Source organism: Rhizobium sp. CF142, from assembly GCF_000281145.1.
Classification (GTDB): Bacteria; Pseudomonadota; Alphaproteobacteria; order Rhizobiales; family Rhizobiaceae; genus Rhizobium.
Genome location: NZ_AJWE01000132.1, coordinates 52,691 through 77,603, shown reverse-complemented (window position 1 = coordinate 77,603; position 24,913 = coordinate 52,691). Strand labels below are relative to the sequence as shown.

The following is a 24,913-nucleotide window of genomic DNA, read 5'->3' as shown; positions in this document are numbered from 1 at the left end:
CCCTTGCCGCTTTCACCGGCACGTGCCGCCTCGACGCCGGCATTCAGTGCCAGCAGGTTGGTCTGGAAGGCGATATCGTCGATGACGGAAATGATGGTGTTGATCTGCCGTGAAGACGCCTGGATCGCTTCCATCGCCGCGATCGTCTCGCGCATGATCTGGCTGGAGCCGACAGTCTCCTTCTTGGCGTCGCGGGCGATGCGCGCAGCCTGTTCGGCGCGCTCGATCTGCACGCGGACCGACTGGGTTATGGCGCTGATCGCATTGGCCGTCTCGGTGATCGAGCTTGCCTGTCGTTCGGTGCGGCCGGCCAGTTCATCGGCACCCGTCCGCATCTCTTCGGAGCCGGCACGCACGGCCATGGAGTTGCCTCCGATCGCCGTCATCGTTTCGTTGAGCGTCGCCAGCGCCTCGTTGAAGTTCACACGCAGGCTTTCGAGCTCGCTCGGGAAGCGGGTTTCGATCTGGTAGGCCAGATCACCGCTCGCCAGATGATGAAGCCCCTCGTCGAGTGCAGCGACGACGTCCTGCAGGCTGCGGGCCTCCGCCTCCCGCTGAGCCAGATTCTGCTGGCGCTCATTTTCAGCCCGCATACGCGTTTGCTCGCTCGCAGCTTCGAGCTCGCGGCCTTCGATCAGCGACTGCTTGAAGCGAGCAAGTGCTTTCGCCATCGTGCCGATCTCATCCTCGCGGTTCTGGCTACCGATCTCAACGTCGAGCTTGCCGTCTGCGACTTCGCGGGTCACGCCGGCAAGGCGGGCAAGCGGCGAGAACAGGAAGTTGGTGATGAACCCCGTGGCGACCGCCATGACGACGAGAACGCCAATGCCGATCGAGGTCAGCAAGGTGGCGACCTCGATGGAGCCGGCATTCAATTCGCTGAGCAGCACGCTTTCAACGACGAGGAAACGGTCGCCGCGATAATCGATGCCGCGCACATAGGCGCGTGCTGCACCATCGGCGCGATCGAAGTCGGCAACCGTCATCGCCGAGCTCGTAAGCGCATCCTTGATGAAGGTGAACGGCGCAGTATCGAGCGGCGCAAGCTGGCCGGATGCATTGAGACCAACGGCCGAGCCGTCTGCCGAAATGATGGCCGCCTTTGCCGTGCTGCCGGACACGATACCCTTTGCCAGAATGCTGGTGACGACATCGTCGCGCACCTTGAACAGCATCAGCCCCTTCGCCTGGCCGAGCTTGACGATCGGCACCGCATAGAAGATCGCCGACTTGCCGCTTCCGGCATCGACACGCAGGCCGGAGAAGGCCGTCGGTGCGGAATCGTCCGTTGCTTTGGCGGTATTTTCGATTGCCTTGGCATAGGCGATGCCCGCACCGGTCGATTTCCAGGCATCCGACTTCAGGTTTTCAGCGAAATCGTCATTCTTCTTGTAGGAATAGAGCACGGTGCCGTCGAGATCGACGATCAAAAGGTCGCTGAAGGCGGTATCGGCGAGATCGCGCGCCACTTCGCCCTGCGTCTTCTCATGGCTCGAATAATAGAAACCGCTCGGACCCTCAGGCTTTGCGAGCTTCTCGCGCTGGTCGGCCGGGTTCGGATTGTTCGTGATGAAGACCTTCTTCAGCTCCCCGCGTGCATCGCCGGAGCTCTTCTCCATCGTCTTCCAACCGCTCTTCAGGTTGGTGATCGACATCTGCAGCGCTTCGATACGCGCAATCGAGGTCGCTTGGTTCTCAAGCTGCTCAAGTTGGTCCTGCAGCATGTCGCCGCGGAAGATCAGCACGCTCTCTTTGGCCTTCAGCGCCTGCTCGTCGGAAACGCGGCTGCTGGCGAAATAGGCGAGGATATTGATCACCGCGACCGAAAGCGTGGTCAGCAGGATGAAGGTGGCTATCACCTTGAAGGACAGGGATTGAAATCTCTGAGCCATGAAAAACGAACCCTTCCGGAACGGCGCCGCCGGCGAGCGGAATCATGGAGACATCACCCACCGGTTGAACTGCAAACAGAGCATCGGAAGCCTTAAGCTTTGCGAAAGCTGGCTTCTCTCACATTTGATGGATTAGAATTCAGGCATTCGGTTTAATTCGCGGTAAATGCGGCCCCGCAAAACAAGGCATGTTTTTGTTTTGTTCACATATCAATGGCACTTAATTCGCCATCGCTATAGGATGAGCAATGCAAAACACGATTCGCATCATCGGGATCGATCCCGGCCTTCGCCGCACCGGATGGGGCATCATCGATACGCTCGGCAATTCGCTGCGCTTCGTTGCCTCGGGAACCGTCACTTCGGATGGTGACATGGACCTCGCTTCCCGCCTCTGCCAGCTGCATGACGGCCTTGCCGATGTGGTTCATTCCTACAAGCCGGATGAGGCCGCCGTCGAACAGACTTTCGTCAACAAGGATGCGGTTGCGACCCTTAAACTCGGCCAGGCCCGCGGCATCGCCATGCTAGTGCCAGCCCGCGCCGGTCTCCCAGTGTCGGAATATGCGCCGAACGCCGTGAAGAAAGCCGTCATCGGCGTCGGCCACGGCGAGAAGAAGCAGATCCACATGATGCTGAAAATCCTCATGCCGAAAGTCGAATTCAAGGGCGACGACGCCGCCGACGCATTGGCGATCGGTATCTGCCATGCCCATCACCGCGGCGGAAACAAGATGCGGCAGGCTTTGGCCGGCTGATTTGTTCTTGACTTGTTCTCAGCCCACAGGTAGGTATTACCGCAGAGGTATTACTATGCGTGTGACTGAAAAAGGCCAGGTGACCATACCCAAGGAAATCCGCGACAGGCTGGGCATCGTTCCTGGCTCGGAGGTGGAATTTATTGCGAAAGACGATGCAGCCCTTTTGGTAAAGGTCACCGAAAACCAATCGCAGATTCGCAATTTCGAGGAATGGGCTGCCAGCGTTGAGGGACTATTGGACCTCGATGGCATGACGACCGACGAATATATGGAATGGTTAAGGGGTCCGCGTGAAGATCTCGACCGTCATTGATACTAATATTCTCATCGACATTTTGGGACCGCAAAGCACGCTTCGCCAATGGTCGCTTGACGCGCTTAAGCGTTGCGCCTCTGAGGGAGATCTGGTGCTGACCCCAGTCGTCTGGGCCGAGCTTGGCGCCGCACCTCTGACTGAGGAGAAGCTTCTGCTTGCCTTTGCCTGGCTTAATCTCGAACGAGAGGATTTACCTTTCGAGGCAGCCTTCCGTGCTGGGCAAGCTCATCGCAGCTATCGGACTGCGGGCGGCCAACGGGAGCGGACCCTTCCCGATTTTCTCGTTGGTGCCCATGCGGAATGGCGTCGGCACCGCCTGCTGACCCGCGATGCAGCACGTTATCGCTCCTATTTCCCCTCGCTCGACATCATTTCACCCGAAACCCATCCCTGACGGAATAAGATCATGATCGGCAAGCTGAAAGGCACCATAGATGAGATCGGCGATGACCACGTGCTCGTGGATGTGCACGGCGTCTGCTACGTCGCCTTTTGCTCGGCGCGCACGCTCTCGAAGCTAGGTTCCGTCGGAGAGGCTTGCGTGCTCTTTATCGAGACCTATGTGCGTGAGGACCAGCTGAAGCTCTTCGGCTTCCAGACGCAGCTCGAACGCGAATGGTTCAACCTGCTGCAGAGCGTGCAGGGCGTCGGCGCGAAAGTGGCGCTCGCCGTGCTTTCGACGCTCACTCCGCCCGAGCTTGCCAATGCCATCGCCCTGCAGGACAAGACCGCCGTTTCGCGCGCTCAGGGCGTCGGTCCCAAGGTCGCGATCCGCATCGTCACCGAGCTCAAGAACAAGGCACCCGCCTTTGCCGGCGAGGCGATCAATATCGGCCTCAAACAGGAGATCGGCGAAGGCGTGGCCGCTGCCCCCGTTGCCGACGCCGTTTCGGCCTTGACCAATCTCGGCTATTCGCGTGATCAGGCAGCCAATGCGGTCGCCGCCGCCATGAAGACGGCCGGCGAAGATGCGGATAGCGCCAAGCTGATCCGCCTCGGCCTGCGGGAACTCTCACGCTGATGGCGCCGCGGGGTGTCAATGCAGGCCGCTTGGTGTATGGACTTGAGCAAGCTTCTAACGGAAATACCCAATGACTGATGCCCGCCTGATAACGCCGGAAAAGCGTGGCGAAGACTTGGACACCACGCTCCGCCCGCAGTCTCTGGACGAGTTCACCGGCCAGGCGGAGGCGCGCGCCAATCTCAAGATCTTTATCGAAGCTGCCAAAAACCGCGGCGAAGCGCTGGATCACGTTCTCTTCGTCGGCCCGCCCGGCCTTGGCAAGACGACATTGGCGCAGATCATGGCAAAAGAGCTCGGCGTCAATTTCCGCTCGACCTCCGGCCCCGTCATCGCAAAGGCCGGCGATCTGGCCGCTCTGCTCACCAATCTCGAAGAGCGCGACGTTCTCTTCATCGACGAAATCCATCGCCTCAACCCGGCAGTCGAGGAAATCCTCTATCCGGCCATGGAAGATTTCCAGCTCGATCTCATCATCGGCGAGGGCCCTGCCGCCCGCTCGGTGAAGATCGACCTGTCGAAATTCACGCTCGTTGCCGCCACCACCCGCCTCGGCTTGCTGACGACACCGCTGCGCGACCGTTTCGGCATTCCGGTGCGCCTCTCCTTCTATACGGTGGAGGAACTGGAACTGATCGTCCGCCGCGGCGCCCGCCTGATGGGCCTTGGCATGACCGATGACGGCGCCCGCGAGATCGCGCGGCGCGCCCGCGGCACACCGCGCATCGCCGGCCGCCTGCTGCGCCGCGTGCGCGACTTTGCCGAAGTTGCAAGAGCCGAAGCCGTCACCCGCGAGATCGCCGATGAGGCGCTGACCCGCCTTCTGGTCGATAATATGGGCCTCGACCAGCTCGACAAACGCTACCTCAACATGATCGCCGTCAATTTCGGCGGCGGACCTGTTGGCATCGAAACCATCGCCGCCGGCCTCTCCGAGCCACGCGATGCGATCGAAGACATTATCGAGCCCTATATGATCCAGCAGGGTTTTATCCAGCGCACGCCGCGTGGCCGCGTTCTGACCGCAATCGCATGGAAACATCTCGGCATGCAGCCGCCGAAGGATATGGAGGCTGCTCAGTTCGGGTTGTTCCGGGAGGACGATTGATTGATCAGCCGGCGCAGCTTTTTCAAACTCATGGGCGGCAGCTTTGCCGGCCTCACGGCACTCGGCGGATATGCCCTCGCCTATGAACCACTCGCCCGGCCTGCGATTTCCCGTTACGCGCTGACCCCGCCGGGGTGGACGCCCGGCCTGAAGCTGCGGCTTGTCGCACTTGCTGATCTCCACGCCTGCGAACCTTGGATGTCCGCAGCCCGCGTCGCCTCGATCTGCGCCCACGCCAACGAACTGGGGGGCGATATCACGCTCCTGCTTGGCGATTACGCGGCCGGAATGAACATGGTGACACGCTATGTCCATTCCAGTGAATGGTCGAAGGCGCTGGCTACGCTCAAGGCCCCGCTCGGCGTCCATGCGATCATGGGCAACCATGATTGGTGGGAGGATAGGACCGCACAGAAGAATGGCGGAGGCGATACTTTCGGGCATAGAGCTTTGGCCGAAGCGGGCATCTCCGTCTACAGCAACCGTGCCATCCGGTTGGAAAAAGACGGGAATGGCTTTTGGCTGGCAGGTCTGGAAGACCAGCTGGCGCTCCTGCCAGGCAGGAAATGGGGCCGTAGCCGGATGCAAGGCCTTGACGATCTCGGCGGAACGCTTGCGCAGGTTTCCGACGACGCGCCCGTTATCCTGCTTGCCCACGAGCCAGATATATTTCCGCGCGTGCCCGAACGGGTATCGCTGACCCTGTCCGGCCATACGCATGGAGGACAGATCCGCCTTTTCGGCTATTCGCCGGTCGTGCCCTCGCGCTATGGCGATCGTTACGCCTATGGCCATATCGTCGAGAACGGCCGAAATATTATCGTCTCCGGCGGGCTCGGTTGCTCCATGGCGCCTATCCGCTTCGGCGTTCCGCCGGAAATTGTGGTCATCGATCTCGGATAACGTCATGCCCAAGCGAACCGTCGTTCGCCTCAATGCAGGCAGTCAGCGCTTCAATTACCGCATCGCCGGGCTCGGCTTTCGTGACGGGCACCTGCTTGTCCATCGCGCGGTTCACGAACCTTTCTGGACAATCCCCGGCGGTCGGGCGGAGATTGGCGAGACCTCGGAGGAAACATTAAAGCGGGAGATGATGGAAGAACTCGGTGTCGAGGTGACCGTCGGCCGCCTGCTCTGGATCGTAGAGAACTTCTTCCACTATGAAAGTCGCGAGTGGCACGAACTCGGCTTCTACTATCTCATGGAAATACCGGAGAATTTCCCCTTCCGCACGCACGAGATCATTCATCGGGTGGAGGATGGCGACAACCATTTGGAATTCAAATGGGTGCCTGCAACATTCCAGGCCCTGACTGCGCTTGATATTCCGCCCTATTTCCTTGCCGGTGAGATTGAAAACCTGCCTGCCTCGCCCCGTCATCTTGTGTGGCGTGATGGCGATCTCGACGACAAGGACTAGTGCAATCCCAGCAAGAATGTGAAATCGGCTTTTCGCTCAGAGCTGCGTGAAAACAAAGAGGTAAAGCATTTCCGTGTTTCGGAGAGAAAGGGAAATGCTCCAAGGAGGAGACGCGATGCCGAGTTTCGATCCCTGCCGCATATTTCGAAAGCTCGCCTACAACAATGCCCTGGCGAATAACCGGCTTCTTGCCGCCTGCGCAACCCTCAAGCCCGGTGAATTCGAAGCCCCGCGCACAAGCTTTTTCCCGTCGATCAAATCGACGCTGAACCACATCCTCACAGTCGACTGGTTCTATGTCGATGGGTTGGAAGGTGGCACGCTTGGCCTTAGCGCTTTCGACATCGAAGAACCCTTTGACGATATCCCATCGCTCTCCGCAGAGCAGGCGAAGGTCGACCAGCGCCTTGTTGCAATCTGCGAAGGGCTGACACCCGAGAAGCTTGCTTCGACCGTTGAGCTTCAGCGCGATGGCCGCATCCAGCGAGAACGTATGGAGGATGTACTAAGCCACCTCTTCCAACATCAGACGCATCACCGCGGACAGGTGCATGCCATGCTGGCTGGCAGCAGCGTCGCTCCGCCGCAACTCGACGAATTCATTGTCGACGACGATGCGAGGTTTCGGGGCGGCGAGATCGCCGCCCTCGGCTGGAGTGAACAGATGCTGATGCGTTAGAGCAATTCCAGCAAAAGTGCGCAGCGGTTTTGCGTTCGGAATTGCGTGAGCCAGAAATATTCAGCCTTTGAGGCGCGCCTTCAGGCCATCAATGATCGTCTTCGTCAGAAGATCGTAATTTTCGTCAAAGTGATGATCGCCCGGCAACTCGATGACCTCGCCGCCAACATCCTTGACGGCGGGGCAAGCCACGTCGTCATCATCATCCTTGCCGTAGATGCATTGGACGAGTTTCGGATTGGCGCCCTTGAGATCCTTGATGGGATCGCCACCTGCCCCATCCGTCTTCTGGCCGAGCCAGCCCATGACGGAAATGACGTAATCGACCTGGTGCGACAGAGACAGAAGTGAAATCTGCGCTACCGCCGCCTTTTCCGCTGGTTTCAGAAGCTGATAGGTGGCTGGCACGATATCCGCGCCGAAGGAATAGCCGATCAGCAGGACGTGCTTCACCTTCCACTGTTTGCGGTAGAATTCGATGATACGAGAGAGATCGTCGGCCGTTTCCTGCGGCTTTCGCTCTGTCCAGAAATAGCGCAGCGAGTCGATGCCGACGACAGGAATGCCTTCCTTCTGCAGCATACCGCCTACTTCCTTGTCGATATCGCGCCAGCCGCCGTCGCCGGAATAAATCACGGCCATCGTATCGAGGTTCGGCTTGGCGTCGAGGATGGCAAGCGGCAGGCCGAGCGGATTATCGAATGCGCCCGAAGCCGTCACCAGATCGTCGAGCGTATCCGCAAACACAGTCTGTGCATCATCGGACGAGTCGCGGATATCGATCGCCTCATGCGCCTTCTTAAGATCCTCCACGTGAGCGCGACCGTCCTTGTCTGCCGCAGGCGTGAAGGTGGCAATGATCGGATCCGGCAGGGCGCCATCGGTGAGCCCATAGACGCTACGGTCGCCGACCACCTTCTTCGTAGCCGGTGTGCAGAGCTCCTTGCTTAACGGAATGCCGGCACGCGGGTCGACGGCAAATGTCTGGCCGATGGTCGCATCGGGTGTCTGCGCGGCAATGGCAAGGGCCAGCGCGCCACCCTCGCCGATGCCGGCAACGATCGGCAGGTGATAGGGGCTGTTGCTGGCGGCGCGCTGCACTTGCTGGCTCAGCGACTCAATATCGGAAACCGTGTAAATGCAGCCGTCGTTGAGACTGACGTCATAACGGTTCAGCGCTTCCATATAGGACGGAAAATCGACGCCGATGACAACGGAACCCTGCGAAACCAGACGGTCTGCCTCGGTCTTTTCATTGTCTCCCCAGCCGGCTGCATCGGAAATCAGAAAGACGGCACCCTTCACCTCGCCCTGCGGCAGGAAGATATGCGGCGAAGGGATAAGGCCAGTCTCGAAGCTCTGGGTGGTTTCATCCGCAGCATAAGACGGCGCGGCCGCGAGCATGCTGACGCACGCAGCAGCAAACAGTAACTTTTTCATCATTTTCTCACTACCCCTTTCAATCCGCCCCCGATCAGAAATGTCGCATCCATCAATGCGATCATCGGATTGCCCCCTCCTGAAACCGCAAGATAGCGCGGTTGCCAGTGCGGATGAAACTTGGATTTGAAGGCGCGAAGCCCCTTGAAGTTGTAGAAGCGCTCGCCGTGTTCGAAGACGGTACCGCCGATACGGTCCCAAACGGGCGCCACCTCGCGTTTCGACATGCCGGAGAGGGGCGCCATGCCGAGGTTGAAATGCGTAAAACCCTGGGCGCGCAGATATTCCATGATCTGCACGAACAGGAAGTCCATAGACCCCTTCGGCGCATCAGGCGAGAAGCGCATCAGGTCGATCGTCCCCTCCTCTTTCGCCGCGGTGACAAGGATATTGGCAAAGGCAACGATCCGGCCGTCCTTCTTGAGAACACCGATCGGCTGCGACGCCACATAGTCCGGATCGAAGGCGCCGAGCGAGAAGCCCTTCTCCTTGGCATTGTGATGCTCGAGCCACGCGTTGGAAACGGCCGAGAGATCGTCGATGATTCCGGGGATATCGACGGGTTCGACAACGCTGAATTCCAGTCCGTCACGCTGGGCGCGGCTTGCGGTCTGGCGCAAGTTCGCCCATTTGCCGCCCTTCATTTCGAAGGTACGCAGATCAGCCACTGCAAGTTCGCCGAGCTTGAAGGCGCGCAGGCCCGCGTCCGCACAATGCGAAAGCAGCGCCGGCGAGATTTGGTAAAAGACTGCACGGCAGCCAGCGGCGCGCGCTGCTTCCACGAAGCGCCAGACCAGTTCCTGCACGGCATGATGGTCACCGATCGGATCAAACAGCGCGATCCACGAGCGGCCTTGCCGGCCATACATGATGAAGGCATCGCCCTTTTCCGAGAACATGATGGACTTGTCGCCCATGCGCACCAGATTGGCGTCCGCACTGTCCTGTTTCTCGACGATCTCGACAGCGCGGCGGACCGCCTCCTCATCGGCCGGTTCCGGCTTGAAGGTCGCTGGCCGCAACAGGCTGAAAATGGCGATCGCTGAAGAAATGATGGTGATGCCGAGTACGGCACGCAGGCCGCGCGGCGCTTCCGCCGCAAATTCAAACTGCCACCAGAGTTGGTTGCTGTATTCCACGTCACGATAGACGAAGAGCAGGATGACAACCGCGCCGACGATGATCACGGCAATCGCCATCAGCCAGGATGCCGTCATCGCCTGGTTGAGAAGCGAAGCATGGCGGGTAAAGAGCCGGCGGCTGACGAACAGGCCGAAGACCAGAAAGGCGAGGAAGGCCGCCTCGACAAGGGCGATCGCCTTCAGCAGCGAGAGCGTCAGAGCGGCAACGGCAGAAAACACCGCCACCCACCAGGCTCCATCGAGCCGCTGGCCGAGTCCACGGGCGGCAACGACAAGTGCAAGGCCGAGCAGACTGGAGAGGAAATGCGCGCCTTCCACCATCGGCAGCGGCAGATAATTGGAGAGGAATTCGAGATTCTGATCGGGCGTCGGCGTCACGCTCGAAAAGATCAGCATGACACCCAGAAGCAGCGCCAGCGCCGAAAGAAGCTGCGGCATCAGCCGCCCGCCGATGCGCCGCACGCTGGAAGCAGCCGGATGATCCACGAAGCGACGAAGCTCGGTAGCCGAAACCGCGAGGATGGCGATCAGCAGCGGCAAGACGTGATAGATTAGGCGATAGAGAACCAGTGAGCCGAGAACCGCATCAATATTCACTGCGCTGCCGAGCGAAGCGATGATGACGGTCTCAAAAACGCCGAGGCCCGCCGGCACATGGCTCAGCACACCAAGCCCGACGGCAATCGCATAAACCGCCAGGAACACCGGCCAGCCGATCGCCGTCTGCGGCAGGAGCACGTAAAGCACCGTGGCGGAGGCTGCAATATCGAAGGCGGTCACCAGGAACTGACGCGACCAGGTGCGCGAATCCGGCAGGCGAAGCGCAACCGACCCGATTTCGATCACCCGGCCCTCGCGGCCGAGCACCATGAGAGAGCCGAGAATCGCCAGGATGACAGCCGCGATGATACGAAGCCACAGGCTGCTGACACTGATCAGCGGCGCGATCTCATCGGCGATGATGAGAAGCGCGATCGCCGACACGGCAGCAAGGCCGAGGCCGAAGGACAGCGTCACGAAGGCGATGACGCGGCCGATATCTTCAGGAGAAAGCCCAAGCCGCGTATAGGCGCGGTAACGGATCGCTCCACCCGAAAGCGCTCCGAAACCAGCGGTGTTACCGACCGCATAGGCACTGAAGGCCGTAAGCGCGACATGCGGAAAAGGCAGCCGCTTGCCGATATAGTCGATGGCGTTGAGATCGTAGAAGACGAGTGCCAGAAAGCTCAGTGCGGTAAAGAACAGGGCGAGCAGGATCGAACTCAGCCGGGTTTCCGCCAAGGCTTCCACGACGTCGTCATAGCGCACTTCATCTGTCAGCTGCATAATCGCGTAGCCGACAAGGCAAAAAATCAGGAGCGTCGCAAGAGCCGTCAGCGGCGTGCGGTAGCGCCGGAGAACTGCGCCAAAGGAAAAGCCCTCTTCCGTCTCTGAATTCTCTTCCAACTTGCCGTGACCCGACATCTCGTACCTGCTGCAATTGCCAATCTGGCGGGAATCTCTTTTGAGAGACGTAACATAGGCAACATGCAAGCTCTATGAACCATGTTGCGGCTACCCACACCCGCGCACTTGCCGCCTCCTTCATCCTCAATTGGGGCAAATTTGCGCAGTGCACAGGCTTGATCGCATTGCAATTTCGTAAGCTTCGCCTTGCATTTGAAGATCAGGCCGCCGGCTCACCCCCGGCACGGGCTTGAGCCGCGTAACGCGCTGCGGCAACATTCGCCTCAATCTCGCGCTCGCCCGAAACCTGCACGGTCGGAACGGCGAATTCGATGCCGTTCTCCTTGAAGGCATTGCGGATCATCGCCAGTGCATTGCGGCGGATGACGAACTGCTCGCCGGGTTTGGTCATCATAGAAAGGCGGAGCTCGATTGCGAATTCGCCGAACTGCTCCACACCCTTCATCTTCAGCGTTTCGATGATATTCGGACCCCATTCGGGGTTTTCGAGAAGCTGCTGGCCGATCTGCTTGATGATCTTCTTCGTCTTCACGAGGTCGGTGTCGTAGGTCACGTTCAGGCTGATCTTGTCGATCGTCCAGTCGCGGTTGAGGTTTTTGACAGCCCCAAGCTCGCCGAACGGCACTGTTGTCAGCGGCCCGCGGTGATGGCGGAGTTTAACGGAACGCAGGCTGAAGGCTTCGACCACGCCCTTGTGGCTGCCGCTTTCGATATATTCGCCGACGCGGAAGGCATCGTCCCACAAATAGAACATGCCGCTGATGACATCCTTGACGATGGTCTGCGCGCCGAAGCCAACCGCAACGCCGACGACACCGGCGCCGGCAATCAGCGGCCCGATTTCGATACCGACGCCCGAGAGCACCATAAGGGCCGCAATCAGGGCAATAACGACCGCGATGATGTTGCGGAAGATCGGCAGCAACGTCTGCAGACGGGCGCGCTTGACTTTCTCCTCGTCGCCGATTGGGCCATCGACAGGAGAATCCAGTAGCTTGCCGTCGATATAGGCCTTGACGAGATGCCAGAGCAGGTCCGCCGCAAGCAGGATGACGATGCCGCCGATGATGCCGCGCACCACCCGGTCGATCATCGTTTCGTTCGACGTCATCATCATAGCAGTTTCGACGCCGAGCATGCGCCCGAGCCAGATCGCCGCAAAGGCGATGATCAGAGCCCTGACACCGCGATCAAGCAACACGGTCGCAATGCGCCGCTGGGCAAGGAAGCCCGCTTCGGCATGGTGGAAGGATTTGACGGCGAGCGTCGATACGGCAAGCACTCGCGGCAGCAGCAGGAGATAGATCAGGACCCAGAGGAGCCAATCAAAGCTCAAGACCCAGATACCCCAGAGCAGCACGAAATAAAGGGTCAGCAGCCAGGTGACGGCATGGCTGCGCCGCGTTTCATTTCCCGGTCGTGACCAGACTGCTTCGGTCGCGATCAGGAAAAGACCGATGCCCAGCACATAGCCGACCAGATATCGCGTGGCCATCGAATAGCCCAGCGGCTCCATCGCTTGGAGAACGACCCAGCCGAAAACGAAATAGATGACGAATAGCGTGCAGCGCCGAAACCAGAATTGCGCGACGGCCGGGTCAACCGCAACGGTCTCGCCCTCGCCGCGCGGCAGGGTGACGAGATCGACGATGACACCACCGATGGAAACGGCGAAACGCTGCACAACGACAGCGATGGCGATGGCGATCGCGATATTCTGGCTGACCGGCGGCCAGTTGAAGCTGACCAACGCGAGCCCCGTTGCGAGACCGAAGACGATGGCGGGAATAACACGCGCGGCCAGCCGCGTGCCGGTCATCTGCGCTGCTCGCTCCCGCCTTTCACGCACGGCCCTCCGCACCAGGATTTCGACGATGAATCCGGTGACGAGGATGGCGAGAAATTGCGCCGCCATGCGAAGTGGACCGGCCGCTCTCAATTCGCCAAGAAAAAGCGATGAAGCCCGCGCGATTTCGGATGGCAGCGTCATGGCCGCACCAGACACCATGGCGATGTGTCGGCGGGCGTGCTGAAGGCGGTCGGACAGTATCGACATTTCCTGGTCATTACCGTCAGAAGCTGCCGGCGCCGCCATCTGCGTCGCCATCCATTGCTTGACCTCCGGCGTCTGCATCAGCTCCATCATCTGCCGCACCTGGGCAGGCGGTGGCGCAACGTCAGCGGAAGCTGCCGGCGTCGTCTGTGCGGAAACGGCGCTTAAAAGAGAAAGCAGCATGATGATGCCGCAGATGCCGATCGCAGAAATTCGCCCCATGCCCGCCTCCGGTTTTACACGTCAGGCATTTATGCAAGTGCTGCAGCCGAAAAGCCAGACGAACAAACGGTCTAGGATGCAGTGGCGACCAAAAGAAAGCCGCCGGACCTCGCGGACCGGCGGCTGACATTAAACAATGCGGTTAGATTACTTGTGCGGCTTCTCGGCATGGCCGCCGAAGCCGGCGCGCATGGCCGAAAGCACCTTGTTGGCGAACTCGTCCTGGTCGCGCGAGGAGAAACGACCGTGCAGTGCCGCGCTGAGCACCGGGGTCGGCACGCTTTCGTCGATGGCGGCCATGATCGTCCAGCGACCTTCGCCGGAGTCCGAAACACGACCCGCATATTGGGTAAGGGCCGGGTCCTTGTGCAGCGCATCGGCCGTCAGGTCGAGCAACCAGGAGGTGATGACGCTTCCGCGGCGCCAGACTTCGGAAATTTCCGGCAAGTTGAAATCGTACTGGTAATATTCCGGATGGGAGAGCGGCGCCGTCTCGGCATCGGCCTCGTGCGTCAGGGCGCCGACATTGGCGTGCTTCAGGATATTGAGGCCTTCGGCATAGGCGGCCATCAGACCATATTCGATGCCGTTGTGAACCATCTTGACGAAGTGGCCGGCACCGTGCGGGCCGCAATGCAGGAAACCCTGCTCGGCGGTGCTGAGAGCTGCAGCCTCCGGCGTGCGGTTCGGCGAGGCTTCCGCGGTGCCGTTGCCTGGTGCCAGCGTTGCGAAGATCGGCGACAGATGCTGCACGATACCCTTCTCGCCGCCAATCATCAGGCAATAGCCGCGTTCGAGGCCGAAGACGCCGCCGCTGGTGCCGACGTCGACATAGTGAATGCCCTTGGTGATGAGTTCCGCGCCGCGGCGGATGTCATCATGATAATAGGAGTTGCCGCCGTCGATCAGGATATCGCCGTCATGCAGCAGCGGAACGATCGAGGCGATGACCTTGTCGGTGATCGCAGCCGGCAGCATCAGCCAGACGGCGCGCGGACGCGCGAGCTTCGAGACGAATTCTTCGAGCGAGCCACTGCCGTCGGCACCGAGACCAACGAGCTCGGCGACGCTTTCCGGCTTGGCGTCATAGACCACGCATTCGTGGCCGCCCCGCATCAAGCGCTGGACCATGTAATTGCCCATACGGCCCAAACCTACCATGCCAAGCTGCATCTGAAATCTCCTGGGATTTAATCGATATGATTCCGGAAACTAACACTCGCATCGTGACAGGCAAGCGAAGTCTCTGTCACGAAAGCGAGCGCGTCTATTGCACCTTGCGCAGGGCTATCCCTTCCGCACTCAGCAATCTGCCGTCTTTAGGGCGTAATTCCAAGCCTCCAACAGACATATAGCCGCCTTATCGGCGGCTATATGATCTTCTGCCTGCTCGGCACCGGTTCAGCTGGATCGCCGCTAATTGCGGCTGGTCTCCCGTACCAGATGTACGATGCCAGTTGGGTTGAGGATCCAGCCACCGCGAAGATTGGGTGGCAGTGGCTCGATGGGATCGCAGCGCGGAACACCGGCCTTCTCCAGGTACTCCGCGGCACGGTCGAAATCCGGCGTCATGAATTCCAGCCAGAGCTCGGCCTGGCTCATGGTCGCCACCCGATCGATCCAAAGCCGGATCGGCCCAAGCTCGAAGGAGATATCGTCCCCTTCGATTTCTTTCAGCTTCACGATGTCGCGATAGAAGGAAACGGTGGCTTCATACTGATGCGGCGGAACCTTCATCGCGACGTCGACGCCGCCATAGATCAGATCATTCATGACGCTTCCCCTCAACCTTCCTGCTCTTTGGCCTGCTCACCCCGCATCTCGCTGAGGAACATGCCTTCGCGCAGATTGATGCCGTATTCGACAAAGGCTTTCATGCAGCAGAACATCTGCGTCCAGCCTTCAAGATTCTGGTAGGTTCCGCGGCGCCCCGGCTCATCCTCACGCCAGCCATCCTCGGCGATGGTCACCATGGTGCCACCATCATCAAGCGGTTTGAAATTCATCTCTACGAGCGTTTTGTAAGGCTTCTTTTCCTCGTCTGTTGCACCATCCCAGCGCAGCACGATCTTGCTGTCAGGCACGAGCTCGACCACCTCGACCGGCACATCTTTCCACCATGTCACCGTCGTGCCCTGCACCAGCGGCGCGCTGGCACCGCCCACCGTGGTGAAATAGCCCGACAGCTTTTTCGGATTGACGACCGCATCGAAGACATCAGCCACCGGGCGGCCGATGCGGCCCGAGACGCGAATATTGAGGGACATGCGACTTCCTCCTCTTCTCCGTTGTATCTGACCCAATTATGTTATAAAAACATAACATGTCAAGCGAATCGGATGACGACCCCATTTTCAAGGCGCTGGCGCATCGCCGCCGCCGCGATATTCTCGACCTTCTGAAGGATGAGCCGCGCACGACCGGCACGCTCTGCGAAGCATTTCCGGAGTTGGATCGCTGCACTGTCATGCAGCATTTGAAGGTGCTGGAGGAAGCCGATCTGGTGATTGCCAGGAAGGAAGGAAGGGAGCGCTGGAACCATCTGAACAGCCTGCCGATCAAGCAGATTCACGACCGCTGGATCAGCGCCTATGCCGGCCACGCATTGTCCATTCTTGATCGGCTGAAGAGCGACCTCGACAGTCCTTCCCGCTAACTTGCTGCGGCAATCGTCGCGGCTCTATGATAAAGAGGGAGAGGAACCATGCCGATATCGGGATCTGCCATCCGTCGCATGCGCCAGCTGCGCAATATGAAGCAGGAGCATCTGGCGGAATTGCTCGCCGTCAACCAGGCGACCGTCTCCCGCTGGGAGCGCGGCATCCTGCCAGTCACCGTCGCTCAGGCAAGGCGGCTGGAATGCATCTTCGCTTCCCCATCATCCTCCGCCGATGCCGCATTGAAACGACTGGTCGAACATTCCCGGAGCAAGGTTCATCTCATCTGCGACCGCACCCACAGGCTTCTTGCCGCTTCCAGTGCACGGCAGAGCGAATGGCGCCTGCCGCTCTCCGATTTTCTGGACAGGCCTCTGTTCTCCTATGCGTCGCAGGAGATCGTGAAGACGGAGGGCGAACTTGTCGGCCTCGGCTGGCATGAGGGCCAAATGAATTCGCTGACACTGGAGACCGGCGCTAATGGAAATCCGCACCTGCCTATCGCCGCCGGGCGTGTGCTCTGGGAGCGCATCTTCCTGGCCGATGGCAGCGCCGCACGGCTGGTCACGACGGTCGGCTGAGCCTGCAGAATTCCTGTATCCTGCTGCATAAATTATGCGTTGTCCCACCGAAGCGGCCTTTGTTAGCGTCCGTTGCCAATTGTCTGGAGACGCAGAATGACGATACTGGTGACGGGAAGCGCCGGCCATCTCGGCGAAGCGCTGATGCGGACGTTGAGGGATCAAGGCCGTCGGGTGCGCGGCATCGATATCAAACCCTCGCCTTTTACCGATATGACCGGATCGATCACCGATCCCGATTTCATCCGCCTCGCGATGACAGGCATCACCGCCATTATCCACGCCGCCACGCTGCACAAGCCACATGTCGGAACGCACGCCAACAAGGATTTCATCGATACCAACGTCACGGGCACGATGAACCTTCTCGAACAAGCAGTCGTCGTTGGCGTAACAAGCTTCGTCTTCACCAGCACCACCAGCGCTTTCGGAGCAGCCCTGCGCCCAGCCGCAGGCGAACCGGCCGCCTGGGTGACCGAGGATGTTCTGCCCGTTGCCCGCAATATCTACGGCGTTACGAAGATCGCTGCCGAAGGCGTCTGCGAACTCTTCGCGCGCAACATGTCGCTGCCCGTCGTCATTCTGAGGACTTCGCGTTTCTTCCCAGAAAATGACGACGACCCTGATATCCGCAACCACTATTCCGCTGAAAATGCCCAGGCCAACGAGTTGCTTTATCGGCGCGTCGATATCGAGGATGTGGTCGACGCCCATCTGCTGGCACTGGAAAGAGCGCCGTCCATCGGCTTCGGCCGCTACATCGTCTCGGCGACGGCACCCTTCACCGAAGCCGATCTCGCCGACCTGCGCCGTGATGCGCGCGCGACGGTGGAGCGCCTTTTCCCCGGCATGGCCGCGCTTTACGCGGCGCGCGGCTGGACGATGTTTCCGCACCTCGACCGTGTCTATGTCAATGCGCCGGCCCGGCAGGAACTCGGCTGGCACCCGAAGTATGATTTTCGGCACGTGCTCGATTGCCTGCGCGACGGCAGGGAATGGAGAAGTCCGCTCGCTCTGGTCGTCGGCGCAAAGGGCTATCACGACCAGGTTTTCGAGGATGGGCCCTACCCGCTCCAGCGCCGCTGATATGGACCGCGAGGCCGGCCGCCTCCGGCGGGGCGAACCGGTGATAATTGCAGAGATCGCCGAACGTGCCTGAGCTATAGCAAATAGGGAAACGGGCGCCGAAGCGCCCGTTCCTCACGCTGCCTTGTCCCAGGCCGGCGCCAACCCTTCCGGGCTGACGATACGGCCATCGGGTTTTGCCAACGCGTGGATTGCCGTTATCTCTTCCGACGTCAGCTCGAAATCGAAGATCGCCGCATTCTCCTGTGCGCGCCGTTCCGAGACGGTCTTGGAAAGCGCGATCAGATCCTGCTGCACGATCCAGCGGAGCACGATCTGGGCAATCGACTTGCCGTACTTGGCGGCAATCGCCTTCAACGCCGCATCCTCAAGCACCTTGCCGTCAGCCATGGCGTAATAGGCCGTCACCGACATATCGAGCTGCTTTGCGGCGCGCAGCACCGGCGTTTGATCGATATAGGGATGATACTCCACCTGGTTCGTCACGATCGGCAGGCTGCTAAGCGCTGCGGCCTGGCGCATCAGATCCGTGTTGAAGTTCGACACGCCGATATGGCGCACCTTGCCTGCCTTCGCGACTTCATTCAGCGCGCCGATCTGCTCGGCAAGCGGCACGGCCTCGTTTGGCCAGTGAAGCAGCAGCAGGTCCACATAGTCGGTCTTCAATTTCTTCAGGCTCTCGTCGACCGAAGCGATGAAGGCAGCACGCTTGTAGTTCTCGACCCAGACCTTGGTGGTCAGGAAGATATCGCCGCGGGCGATACCGGAGCGGCGGATACCCTCGCCGACCTCGGCCTCGTTGCCATAGATCTGCGCGGTGTCGATATGGCGATAACCGTTAGCGAGCACATGCGAGACCATGCGTTCGGCATCCGGGCCTGGCACGCGGAACGTACCGAAGCCGAGGGCGGGGATGGAGGCGCCGTTGGCGCTGACGAACTTCATGCTGTTTCCTTTCGAGTGAGGAGAGATCAGGCCGCGCTGCAGGCAACGGCCGCATCAGGGGTGGAGCGGCGGTCGAGGACGCCGCTGCGGATGGTAAGGCCAAGGGCAACAGTGACTAGGCCTGCCGCAACGAATGGCGTGGCGCCCAGCCCGAAGCTCGATTCAACCACCAGACCGCCGATCCAGGCGCCCATGGCAATGCCAAGGTTGAAGGCGGCGATATTCAGCGCCGAGGCGACATCGACGGCATTCGGCTGCAGCTGGCGTGCAAGCTGCACGACGTAGAGCTGCAGGCCCGGCACATTGGCGAAGGACAGGAAGCCGAGGATCGCAAGCGTCGGGATGGTCAACCAGGGCGAGACAGCCGTGAAACCGAAGAGAACCAGCACGAGCGCTTGGGCGATGAACAGGAAGGTCAGCGCCTCGACGGGATCGCGGTTGGAGATGCGCCCGCCGACGACATTACCGACGGCAATCGCCACGCCATAGAGCATCAGGATCAGGCCGACGGCCGAGGAGGCAAAGCCGGTAATCTGCTCGAGGATCGGCGCAAGGAAGGTAAAGGCGACGAAGGTGCCGCCGTACCCCAGCGCCGTCATCGCATAGACGAGCAACAGCCGGCCCGTGGCAAGCACGCGGATCTGTTCACCGATACTGGCCGGCGGCGCCTTCTTGAGGTTCGAGGGCAGCAGGAAGGCGATGCCCGCGAACGCGATCACACCAAGGCCGGCAACGGCAGCGAAGGTGGTGCGCCAGCCGAAGGTCTGGCCGATGAAGGTGCCGAGCGGAACGCCGGTGACGATTGCAACCGTCAGGCCCATGAACATCATCGCGATGGCCGATGCGCGGCGGTTTTCCGGCACCAGATCGGCAGCGATCGTGGAGCCGACGGAGAAGAATACCCCGTGCGCGAAGGCTGAGACGACGCGGGCAATCAGCAGCACTTCATAACCGGGGCTGAGCGCCGCGATGATGTGGCCGATAATAAAGAGCGCCATCAGCCCAAGCATGAGCGGCTTGCGCTCGATCCGTCCGGTCAGCGCCGTCAGGATCGGTGCGCCGAAGGTGACACCCAGCGCATAGACGCTGACGATGAGGCCGGCGAGCGGCAGGGTGATGTGAAGGTCGTTGGCAACCGTCGGCAGCAGGCCGACGATGACGAATTCCGTGGTGCCGATCGCATAGGCCGCGATCGTCAACGCAAAGAGAGCAAGTGGCATGAGAGTGACCCGATGGTTTGGTTCTTGTTCGGATCGGAATATGGGCGTGGCGAACTTGTTCGATAATCGCCTATAATGGCTCAACAGTTGTGAATTGAATTCAAGATAGGAAGCGGATGGACAACCGCATCGGCGAGATGGATGTCTTCGTACAGGTGGCCGAGCTGCAGAGCTTCTCGGCAGCCGGCCGCAAGCTCAGGCTTTCGCCCTCCGCCGTCAGCAAGCTCGTCACGCGGCTGGAGGACCGCCTCGGCACGCGTCTTCTTGTGCGCACCACCCGCGCCCTACAGCTGACGCCGGAAGGTGAAATCTATCTTGAACGCTCCCGCCGCATCCTCTTGGACATCGAGGAGACGGAACGCGCCGTCTCGGCCGGCGGCACGACGGTGGCGCGCGGCCGCCTGCGCGTGAGCACTTCGGTCGCCTTTGGCGTTCGCTACATCGTCCCGCTGGTGCCCGACTTCCTCAAACTCCATCCCGAGGTCGATCTCGACCTCGCACTCAGCGATGGCATCATCGATATCGTCGGCGAGCGCGCCGACATCGCCATTCGCTCGGGCGCCTTACGCGATTCCTCGCTGAAGGCCCGCAAGCTGCTCGAAAGCCGCCGCGTCATCGTCGCCTCACCTGCCTATCTGAAACGGGAAGGCATGCCGGAAAGCCCCGATGATCTCGACCGCCACAACTGCCTGACCTTCAGCTTCCGCTCGACATCAGAGGAATGGCCATTCCGCGATCCCAGGAATGGCGACCGTTTTTCAAGACCCGTCTTCGGTAACCTCGAAACCAATAACGGACCGACTGCACGCAGCCTTTGCCTCGCCGGTCTCGGCCTCGCCCGCGTCGGTCAGTTCCATGTGCAGCCGGATATCGATGCCGGAACACTGGTGCCTGTGCTGGAAGCCTATAACCCTGAGGATATCGAACTCATTCACGCCGTCTATCCCGGTCACGAGCATCTCGCGGCACGCATTCGCGCCTTCATTGATTTTCTGGTGAAGAACATCCGACAGGCCGACTATAGCTGAAGACCACCGTCATCGCCCTGTCACAGGGCAACGATAGCGAGCGCTTCATGCCGATAGAAATTCTCCCGCCACGACAGAGCTGGATCGACGACTTCATAATCCTGAAGCAGGCGCTCCTGCGCGCGGCACCATCAGGTGCAGCGATCCATCATATCGGTTCCACCGCTGTAGCCGGCCTTCCGGCGAAGGACATCATCGACATTCAGGTGAGCGTCGATGCTCTTGATCTGATCGATGATGCCGCATTCGAGAGGGAAGGTTTCAAGCGTCGCGCGTTCGCGACCGATCACTGCCCGCCGGGTCTCGATTTGGCGGAGGGCGAGTTGCGAAAGCTGTTCTTCAAAAGCACCGGCCGGCCTGCGAATATCCATATCCGTGAAAAAGGCCGCTTCAACCAGCGCTATCCGCTTCTCTGTCGGGATTTCCTGCGCGCCCATCCGACGGCTGCTGCCGCCTATGGGCTGATCAAGCACCGCCTCGCAGGCTATTTCCCCGACAATGTCGATGCCTATTACGACATCAAGGATCCGGTCTTCGATATCATCATGGAAGGCGCCTACGACTGGGCAAAGCTCATCGGCTGGAGCGAACCACCAGGCGATTAAAAACTGAACTTGTCAGGAGATATTGGCGCGCCTCGGGAAGAACCCGGCCGAAAAGAAAACAGCGCGATCCACACAACCGGTGGAAACTTTCGATCCTGGGCGCCTACGAAAGTAGGTGGGCGCCGTATGTCCAGACCCACGAGCCCGGACAGGGACAGCTCCCTAAGGATCGGGTATGGCCCCGAGGATTCATTGTTCCTGTCGAGAAGCACAGACCGCGTGAGGGAATATAGGGACATTTGCAGCACCGCACCAGTGGGTCGGCACTGCTCTCCAAAATTAATTAAGCTCGGCTGGCGTGCGGCCGTTCAGCTTGTCGGTAATGCCCTGAATACGGCTCGTGACTTCCGAAAGCGCCACTGCAATGCCTTCTTCCGTGCGGGCGGTGGCGGCGAGTACCGTGTCTCGATTGCTGCGGAGTGTCTCCAGCTCCGATTCCAGCCCTGTGACACGTCGCGTCAGCTCCGAGATCTCGTCCATGACCATGATTCCGGCCATGACGGTAATCCTGAGATCGCCGATTTCGCCGAACTGCCCCTTGAGATGGCCGACATAACGGTCGAAACGAACCGCGAGGTCAGTCAGATGATCTTCCTGCCCCTCTTCGCAGGCCATGCGATAGGCCTTGCCGTCGATCGTTACCGTTACCTGCGCCATGTCTTCCAAGTCCTCTTAGCGGTCAAGCACCGCGCGGATGGTTTCCATCGCCGTCACCAGACGCCGCGAAACCTCGCGATTGACCTCTTCCAGCCGGTTCGCACGGAATTCGGCCTGATCCAGCTCCTGGGCAAGACGCGAGCGGTCGGCATGCACGCGGCGAACCTCGCCCTCGATCTCGCCCTGCTCGCGCTGGCGCTCGATACGCATGTCGACAGCATTCTCGAGGCCCGAGATTGCCTGTTTCAGCTCCGTAAGCGCAGCTTCGATGGTTTTGCCGTTAGGCGTCATGTCTTTTCCGGTTCCCCGCACAAGACCCGCGAATCGGCCTCTGCCGCCGACCCTGTATTTTCAAGAGGATATGCAGCTAGGTTGGAGCGCGTCAATAAAGCCTCCCCGCTGCCCCCTGCCCTATTCTGTGGATGAGCGATTTACACAAGCCTGTCACACAAGATTTGTCTTTTGTAAAACTTGACGGTCAAATGTCAAAAATCGTCGCACCCGGCCTCCAAACGGCTTCCATTTTGTTGACTTGGCCGTTCCAACTGCTATGTCTCGACCGCTCTCATTGATGGTCTTGGCAGGCTCGAGGCCATCCTCAAACCCGGAACTAGCGGAAAAGCCATGACCTCACGCGAACAAAACGACCGGATGGCGAATGCGATCCGTTTCCTCTCCATGGACGCCGTCGAAAAGGCGAATTCCGGCCACCCGGGCATGCCGATGGGTATGGCGGATGTGGCAACGGTCCTCTTCACCAAATATCTCCGCTTCGATCCCCAGAAGCCGCACTGGCCGAACCGCGACCGCTTTGTTCTCTCTGCCGGCCACGGCTCGATGCTGCTCTACTCGCTGCTCTATTTGACCGGCTATCCGGACATGTCGGTCGAGGACCTGAAGCAGTTCCGTCAGCTCGGCTCCAAGACCGCCGGCCATCCGGAATATGGTCATGCCACCGGCATCGAAACGACCACTGGTCCGCTCGGCCAGGGCATTGCCAATGCCGTCGGCATGGCGATCGCCGAACGCAAGCTGCGCGAGGAATTCGGTCCGGACCTGCAGGACCACTACACCTACGTCATCAATGGTGATGGCTGCTTGATGGAAGGCATCAGCCATGAGGCGATCGCGCTTGCCGGCCACCTGAAGCTCAATAAGCTGATCCTCTTCTGGGACAACAACTCGATCACCATCGACGGCGCCGTATCGCTGTCGGACTCGACGGACCAGGTTGCCCGCTTCAAGGCCGTTCACTGGAACACGATCGAGATCGACGGTCATGACCAGGCCGCCATCGCAGACGCGATCGAAGCCGCCCACAAGTCCGACCGCCCGACCTTCATCGCCTGCAAGACGGTTATCGGCTTCGGCGCTCCGAACAAGCAGGGCACCCATAAGGTTCACGGCAACCCGCTCGGCGCCGACGAAATCGCCGCCACCCGCAAGGCGCTGAATTGGGAATACGAGCCCTTCGTCGTCCCCGCCGACGTCCTCGACGCATGGCGCGCCGCCGGTACCCGCTCTGACAATATCGTCAAGGCCTGGGAAGAAACGCTTTCCAAGTCGCCGTCCAAGGCTGAGTTCACCCGCCGTTTTACCGGTGACCTGCCTGAGGGCTTCGACAAGGCCATCGACGACTACAAGAAGAAGCTTGCCGAAACCAAGCCCACGATCGCCTCCCGTAAGGCCTCCGAAGACGCGCTGGAAGTCATCAACGGCTTCGTACCGGAAACGCTTGGCGGCTCCGCCGACCTGACTCCGTCGAACAATACCAAGACCAGCCAGATGCATTCGATCACGCCGACGGATTTCGCCGGCCGCTATGTGCACTGGGGCATCCGTGAGCACGGCATGGCCTCTGCCATGAACGGCATCGCACTCCATGGCGGTCTTATTCCCTACGGCGGCGGCTTCATGATCTTCTCGGATTATTGCCGCCCGCCGATCCGCCTCGCCTCACTTATGGGCATTCGTGTCATCCACGTGCTCACCCATGACTCGATCGGCGTCGGCGAAGACGGCCCGACTCACCAGCCTGTCGAACAGATCGCCGGCCTGCGTGCGGTGCCGAACCTGCGCGTCTTCCGACCGGCCGATGCAGTCGAGACCGCGGAATGCTGGCAGATCGCCATGAAGAGCAAGGACCATCCGTCCGCTCTGGCTCTCACCCGTCAGAACCTGACGACCGTCCGCACAGAGTACAATGAGAAGAACCTCTGCGAACTCGGCGCTTACACGCTCGCAGGCAATGCCGATGCCAAGGTCACGATCTTCGCATCGGGTTCGGAAGTGGAACTCGCAGTTGCGGCCCGCGCAACGCTGGAAGGCAAAGGTGTCAGTACCCGCGTCGTCTCAGTTCCCTGCACGGAACTCTTCTTCGACCAGCCGGAGGCCTACCGCAAGGACGTCCTCGGGAACTCGCCGGTCAAAATCGCCGTCGAAGCTGCCGTTCGCGAAGGCTGGGATGCCTTCATCGGTCCGGAAGGATCGTTTATCGGCATGAAGGGCTTCGGCGCCTCCGGTCCGGCCAAGAAGGTCTTCGAACACTTCGGCATCACGGCTGACGCCGTCGTCGCCGCTGCAGAAGCCAAGCTCTAACGGGCTAGGTTTCGA

The 24,913-nt window shown here is 60.2% G+C and carries 25 protein-coding genes and 1 other RNA gene; 14 read left to right on the top strand and 12 right to left on the bottom strand.

Features of this window, described 5'->3' with window-relative positions:
* On the bottom strand, positions 1-1,892 hold a 1,892-nt coding region (locus PMI11_RS33755), incomplete at its 3' end, for a methyl-accepting chemotaxis protein (protein ID WP_007826587.1).
* Between the two features lie 248 nt (positions 1,893-2,140).
* Here PMI11_RS33755 and ruvC point away from each other — a divergent pair.
* The 8 genes from ruvC (at position 2,141) to PMI11_RS33715 (ending at position 7,197) form a co-directional block, all read left to right on the top strand.
* The gene (gene ruvC / locus PMI11_RS33750; protein ID WP_007826585.1) at positions 2,141-2,650 is read left to right on the top strand and encodes a crossover junction endodeoxyribonuclease RuvC; all 510 of its coding nucleotides are present in this window, start codon (positions 2,141-2,143) and stop codon (positions 2,648-2,650) included.
* 55 nt (positions 2,651-2,705) lie between these two features.
* The gene (locus PMI11_RS33745) at positions 2,706-2,966 is read left to right on the top strand and encodes an AbrB/MazE/SpoVT family DNA-binding domain-containing protein (protein WP_007826583.1); all 261 of its coding nucleotides are present in this window, start codon (positions 2,706-2,708) and stop codon (positions 2,964-2,966) included.
* Complete coding sequence (locus tag PMI11_RS33740; protein ID WP_007826581.1) at positions 2,944-3,363, top strand: type II toxin-antitoxin system VapC family toxin; 420 nt, start codon at positions 2,944-2,946, stop codon at positions 3,361-3,363. Before PMI11_RS33745 ends, PMI11_RS33740 begins: the two co-directional genes overlap by 23 nt.
* A gap of 12 nt (positions 3,364-3,375) precedes the next feature.
* Positions 3,376-3,990: a Holliday junction branch migration protein RuvA gene (ruvA, locus tag PMI11_RS33735; RefSeq protein ID WP_007826580.1), complete on the top strand. Its 615-nt coding sequence runs from the start codon at positions 3,376-3,378 to the stop codon at positions 3,988-3,990.
* Between the two features lie 70 nt (positions 3,991-4,060).
* Positions 4,061-5,098 (top strand): Holliday junction branch migration DNA helicase RuvB, encoded by a 1,038-nt coding sequence (gene ruvB / locus PMI11_RS33730; protein WP_007826579.1) that lies wholly within the window; start codon positions 4,061-4,063, stop codon positions 5,096-5,098.
* Complete coding sequence (locus tag PMI11_RS33725) at positions 5,099-6,001, top strand: metallophosphoesterase (RefSeq protein WP_007826578.1); 903 nt, start codon at positions 5,099-5,101, stop codon at positions 5,999-6,001.
* A gap of 4 nt (positions 6,002-6,005) precedes the next feature.
* Positions 6,006-6,518, top strand: coding sequence for an NUDIX hydrolase (locus tag PMI11_RS33720; protein WP_007826576.1), 513 nt, complete (start codon positions 6,006-6,008; stop codon positions 6,516-6,518).
* A gap of 115 nt (positions 6,519-6,633) precedes the next feature.
* Positions 6,634-7,197: a DinB family protein gene (locus tag PMI11_RS33715; RefSeq protein WP_007826575.1), complete on the top strand. Its 564-nt coding sequence runs from the start codon at positions 6,634-6,636 to the stop codon at positions 7,195-7,197.
* Positions 7,198-7,257: 60 nt separating this feature from the next.
* On the opposite strand, the gene PMI11_RS33710 is transcribed toward PMI11_RS33715, so the two are convergent.
* The 6 genes from PMI11_RS33710 to PMI11_RS33685 all read right to left on the bottom strand — a co-directional run bounded on the left by PMI11_RS33710 (position 7,258) and on the right by PMI11_RS33685 (position 15,788).
* Complete coding sequence (locus tag PMI11_RS33710; RefSeq protein ID WP_037072639.1) at positions 7,258-8,640, bottom strand: virulence factor family protein; 1,383 nt, start codon at positions 8,638-8,640, stop codon at positions 7,258-7,260.
* Complete coding sequence (mprF, locus tag PMI11_RS33705; protein WP_007826573.1) at positions 8,637-11,243, bottom strand: bifunctional lysylphosphatidylglycerol flippase/synthetase MprF; 2,607 nt, start codon at positions 11,241-11,243, stop codon at positions 8,637-8,639. Before mprF ends, PMI11_RS33710 begins: the two co-directional genes overlap by 4 nt.
* Positions 11,244-11,445: 202 nt before the next feature.
* Entirely contained in the window at positions 11,446-13,521 is a 2,076-nt protein-coding gene (locus tag PMI11_RS33700) for a mechanosensitive ion channel family protein (RefSeq protein ID WP_007826572.1), read from the bottom strand.
* A 147-nt stretch (positions 13,522-13,668) separates the two neighbouring features.
* Positions 13,669-14,694, bottom strand: coding sequence for a phosphogluconate dehydrogenase (NAD(+)-dependent, decarboxylating) (gnd, locus tag PMI11_RS33695; RefSeq protein ID WP_007826571.1), 1,026 nt, complete (start codon positions 14,692-14,694; stop codon positions 13,669-13,671).
* Positions 14,695-14,937: 243 nt separating this feature from the next.
* Positions 14,938-15,294, bottom strand: a complete 357-nt coding sequence (locus PMI11_RS33690; protein ID WP_007826570.1) for a hypothetical protein — start codon at positions 15,292-15,294, stop codon at positions 14,938-14,940.
* 11 nt (positions 15,295-15,305) lie between these two features.
* Entirely contained in the window at positions 15,306-15,788 is a 483-nt protein-coding gene (locus tag PMI11_RS33685; RefSeq protein WP_007826568.1) for an SRPBCC domain-containing protein, read from the bottom strand.
* A 56-nt stretch (positions 15,789-15,844) separates the two neighbouring features.
* Here PMI11_RS33685 and PMI11_RS33680 point away from each other — a divergent pair, with 56 nt between their 5' ends.
* From PMI11_RS33680 to PMI11_RS33670, 3 genes are all read left to right on the top strand, one after another.
* Positions 15,845-16,177 carry an ArsR/SmtB family transcription factor gene (locus tag PMI11_RS33680; protein ID WP_007826567.1) on the top strand — a complete coding sequence of 111 codons (333 nt, stop codon included), beginning with the start codon at positions 15,845-15,847 and terminating at the stop codon, positions 16,175-16,177.
* A gap of 48 nt (positions 16,178-16,225) precedes the next feature.
* Entirely contained in the window at positions 16,226-16,759 is a 534-nt protein-coding gene (locus tag PMI11_RS33675) for a helix-turn-helix domain-containing protein (protein WP_007826565.1), read from the top strand.
* A gap of 96 nt (positions 16,760-16,855) precedes the next feature.
* Positions 16,856-17,845: an NAD-dependent epimerase/dehydratase family protein gene (locus PMI11_RS33670; RefSeq protein ID WP_007826563.1), complete on the top strand. Its 990-nt coding sequence runs from the start codon at positions 16,856-16,858 to the stop codon at positions 17,843-17,845.
* 114 nt (positions 17,846-17,959) lie between these two features.
* Here the strand turns inward: PMI11_RS33670 and PMI11_RS33665 are convergent, their stop codons facing one another.
* Both PMI11_RS33665 and PMI11_RS33660 read right to left on the bottom strand, forming a co-directional pair.
* A complete protein-coding gene (locus PMI11_RS33665; RefSeq protein WP_007826561.1) occupies positions 17,960-18,790 on the bottom strand; it encodes an aldo/keto reductase in 831 nt (276 codons plus the stop codon).
* A gap of 26 nt (positions 18,791-18,816) precedes the next feature.
* The gene (locus PMI11_RS33660; protein ID WP_007826559.1) at positions 18,817-20,010 is read right to left on the bottom strand and encodes an MFS transporter; all 1,194 of its coding nucleotides are present in this window, start codon (positions 20,008-20,010) and stop codon (positions 18,817-18,819) included.
* A 116-nt stretch (positions 20,011-20,126) separates the two neighbouring features.
* Here PMI11_RS33660 and PMI11_RS33655 point away from each other — a divergent pair, with 116 nt between their 5' ends.
* Positions 20,127-21,038 carry a LysR family transcriptional regulator gene (locus tag PMI11_RS33655; RefSeq protein ID WP_007826556.1) on the top strand — a complete coding sequence of 304 codons (912 nt, stop codon included), beginning with the start codon at positions 20,127-20,129 and terminating at the stop codon, positions 21,036-21,038.
* 47 nt (positions 21,039-21,085) lie between these two features.
* A complete protein-coding gene (locus PMI11_RS33650) occupies positions 21,086-21,643 on the top strand; it encodes a GrpB family protein (protein ID WP_007826554.1) in 558 nt (185 codons plus the stop codon).
* Positions 21,644-21,704: 61 nt separating this feature from the next.
* On the opposite strand, the gene ssrS is transcribed toward PMI11_RS33650, so the two are convergent.
* The 3 genes from ssrS to PMI11_RS33640 form a co-directional block, all read right to left on the bottom strand.
* Positions 21,705-21,863, bottom strand: a non-coding RNA gene (gene ssrS, locus PMI11_RS36190) — 6S RNA.
* Between the two features lie 59 nt (positions 21,864-21,922).
* On the bottom strand, positions 21,923-22,300 hold the full coding sequence (locus PMI11_RS33645) for a cell division protein ZapA (RefSeq protein ID WP_007826552.1): 378 nt from the start codon (positions 22,298-22,300) through the stop codon (positions 21,923-21,925).
* Positions 22,301-22,315: 15 nt separating this feature from the next.
* A complete protein-coding gene (locus PMI11_RS33640; protein ID WP_007826550.1) occupies positions 22,316-22,591 on the bottom strand; it encodes a DUF4164 domain-containing protein in 276 nt (91 codons plus the stop codon).
* A 333-nt stretch (positions 22,592-22,924) separates the two neighbouring features.
* Here PMI11_RS33640 and tkt point away from each other — a divergent pair, with 333 nt between their 5' ends.
* The gene (gene tkt / locus PMI11_RS33635; protein WP_007826548.1) at positions 22,925-24,898 is read left to right on the top strand and encodes a transketolase; all 1,974 of its coding nucleotides are present in this window, start codon (positions 22,925-22,927) and stop codon (positions 24,896-24,898) included.
* The last annotated feature ends 15 nt before the right edge of the window (positions 24,899-24,913 follow it).

Bases quoted from the DNA above. Each gene is read 5' to 3' on its own strand.
- ruvC (WP_007826585.1), top strand. From the start codon at position 2,141: ATGCAAAACACGATTCGCATCATCGGGATCGATCCCGGCCTTCGCCGC.
- PMI11_RS33745 (WP_007826583.1), top strand. From the start codon at position 2,706: ATGCGTGTGACTGAAAAAGGCCAGGTGACCATACCCAAGGAAATCCGC.
- ruvA (WP_007826580.1), top strand. From the start codon at position 3,376: ATGATCGGCAAGCTGAAAGGCACCATAGATGAGATCGGCGATGACCAC.
- ruvB (WP_007826579.1), top strand. From the start codon at position 4,061: ATGACTGATGCCCGCCTGATAACGCCGGAAAAGCGTGGCGAAGACTTG.
- PMI11_RS33720 (WP_007826576.1), top strand. From the start codon at position 6,006: ATGCCCAAGCGAACCGTCGTTCGCCTCAATGCAGGCAGTCAGCGCTTC.
- PMI11_RS33715 (WP_007826575.1), top strand. From the start codon at position 6,634: ATGCCGAGTTTCGATCCCTGCCGCATATTTCGAAAGCTCGCCTACAAC.
- PMI11_RS33710 (WP_037072639.1), bottom strand. From the start codon at position 8,640: ATGATGAAAAAGTTACTGTTTGCTGCTGCGTGCGTCAGCATGCTCGCG.
- mprF (WP_007826573.1), bottom strand. From the start codon at position 11,243: ATGTCGGGTCACGGCAAGTTGGAAGAGAATTCAGAGACGGAAGAGGGC.
- PMI11_RS33700 (WP_007826572.1), bottom strand. From the start codon at position 13,521: ATGGGGCGAATTTCTGCGATCGGCATCTGCGGCATCATCATGCTGCTT.
- gnd (WP_007826571.1), bottom strand. From the start codon at position 14,694: ATGCAGCTTGGCATGGTAGGTTTGGGCCGTATGGGCAATTACATGGTC.
- PMI11_RS33690 (WP_007826570.1), bottom strand. From the start codon at position 15,294: ATGAATGATCTGATCTATGGCGGCGTCGACGTCGCGATGAAGGTTCCG.
- PMI11_RS33685 (WP_007826568.1), bottom strand. From the start codon at position 15,788: ATGTCCCTCAATATTCGCGTCTCGGGCCGCATCGGCCGCCCGGTGGCT.
- PMI11_RS33680 (WP_007826567.1), top strand. From the start codon at position 15,845: ATGTCAAGCGAATCGGATGACGACCCCATTTTCAAGGCGCTGGCGCAT.
- PMI11_RS33675 (WP_007826565.1), top strand. From the start codon at position 16,226: ATGCCGATATCGGGATCTGCCATCCGTCGCATGCGCCAGCTGCGCAAT.
- PMI11_RS33670 (WP_007826563.1), top strand. From the start codon at position 16,856: ATGACGATACTGGTGACGGGAAGCGCCGGCCATCTCGGCGAAGCGCTG.
- PMI11_RS33665 (WP_007826561.1), bottom strand. From the start codon at position 18,790: ATGAAGTTCGTCAGCGCCAACGGCGCCTCCATCCCCGCCCTCGGCTTC.
- PMI11_RS33660 (WP_007826559.1), bottom strand. From the start codon at position 20,010: ATGCCACTTGCTCTCTTTGCGTTGACGATCGCGGCCTATGCGATCGGC.
- PMI11_RS33655 (WP_007826556.1), top strand. From the start codon at position 20,127: ATGGACAACCGCATCGGCGAGATGGATGTCTTCGTACAGGTGGCCGAG.
- PMI11_RS33650 (WP_007826554.1), top strand. From the start codon at position 21,086: ATGCCGATAGAAATTCTCCCGCCACGACAGAGCTGGATCGACGACTTC.
- PMI11_RS33645 (WP_007826552.1), bottom strand. From the start codon at position 22,300: ATGGCGCAGGTAACGGTAACGATCGACGGCAAGGCCTATCGCATGGCC.
- PMI11_RS33640 (WP_007826550.1), bottom strand. From the start codon at position 22,591: ATGACGCCTAACGGCAAAACCATCGAAGCTGCGCTTACGGAGCTGAAA.
- tkt (WP_007826548.1), top strand. From the start codon at position 22,925: ATGACCTCACGCGAACAAAACGACCGGATGGCGAATGCGATCCGTTTC.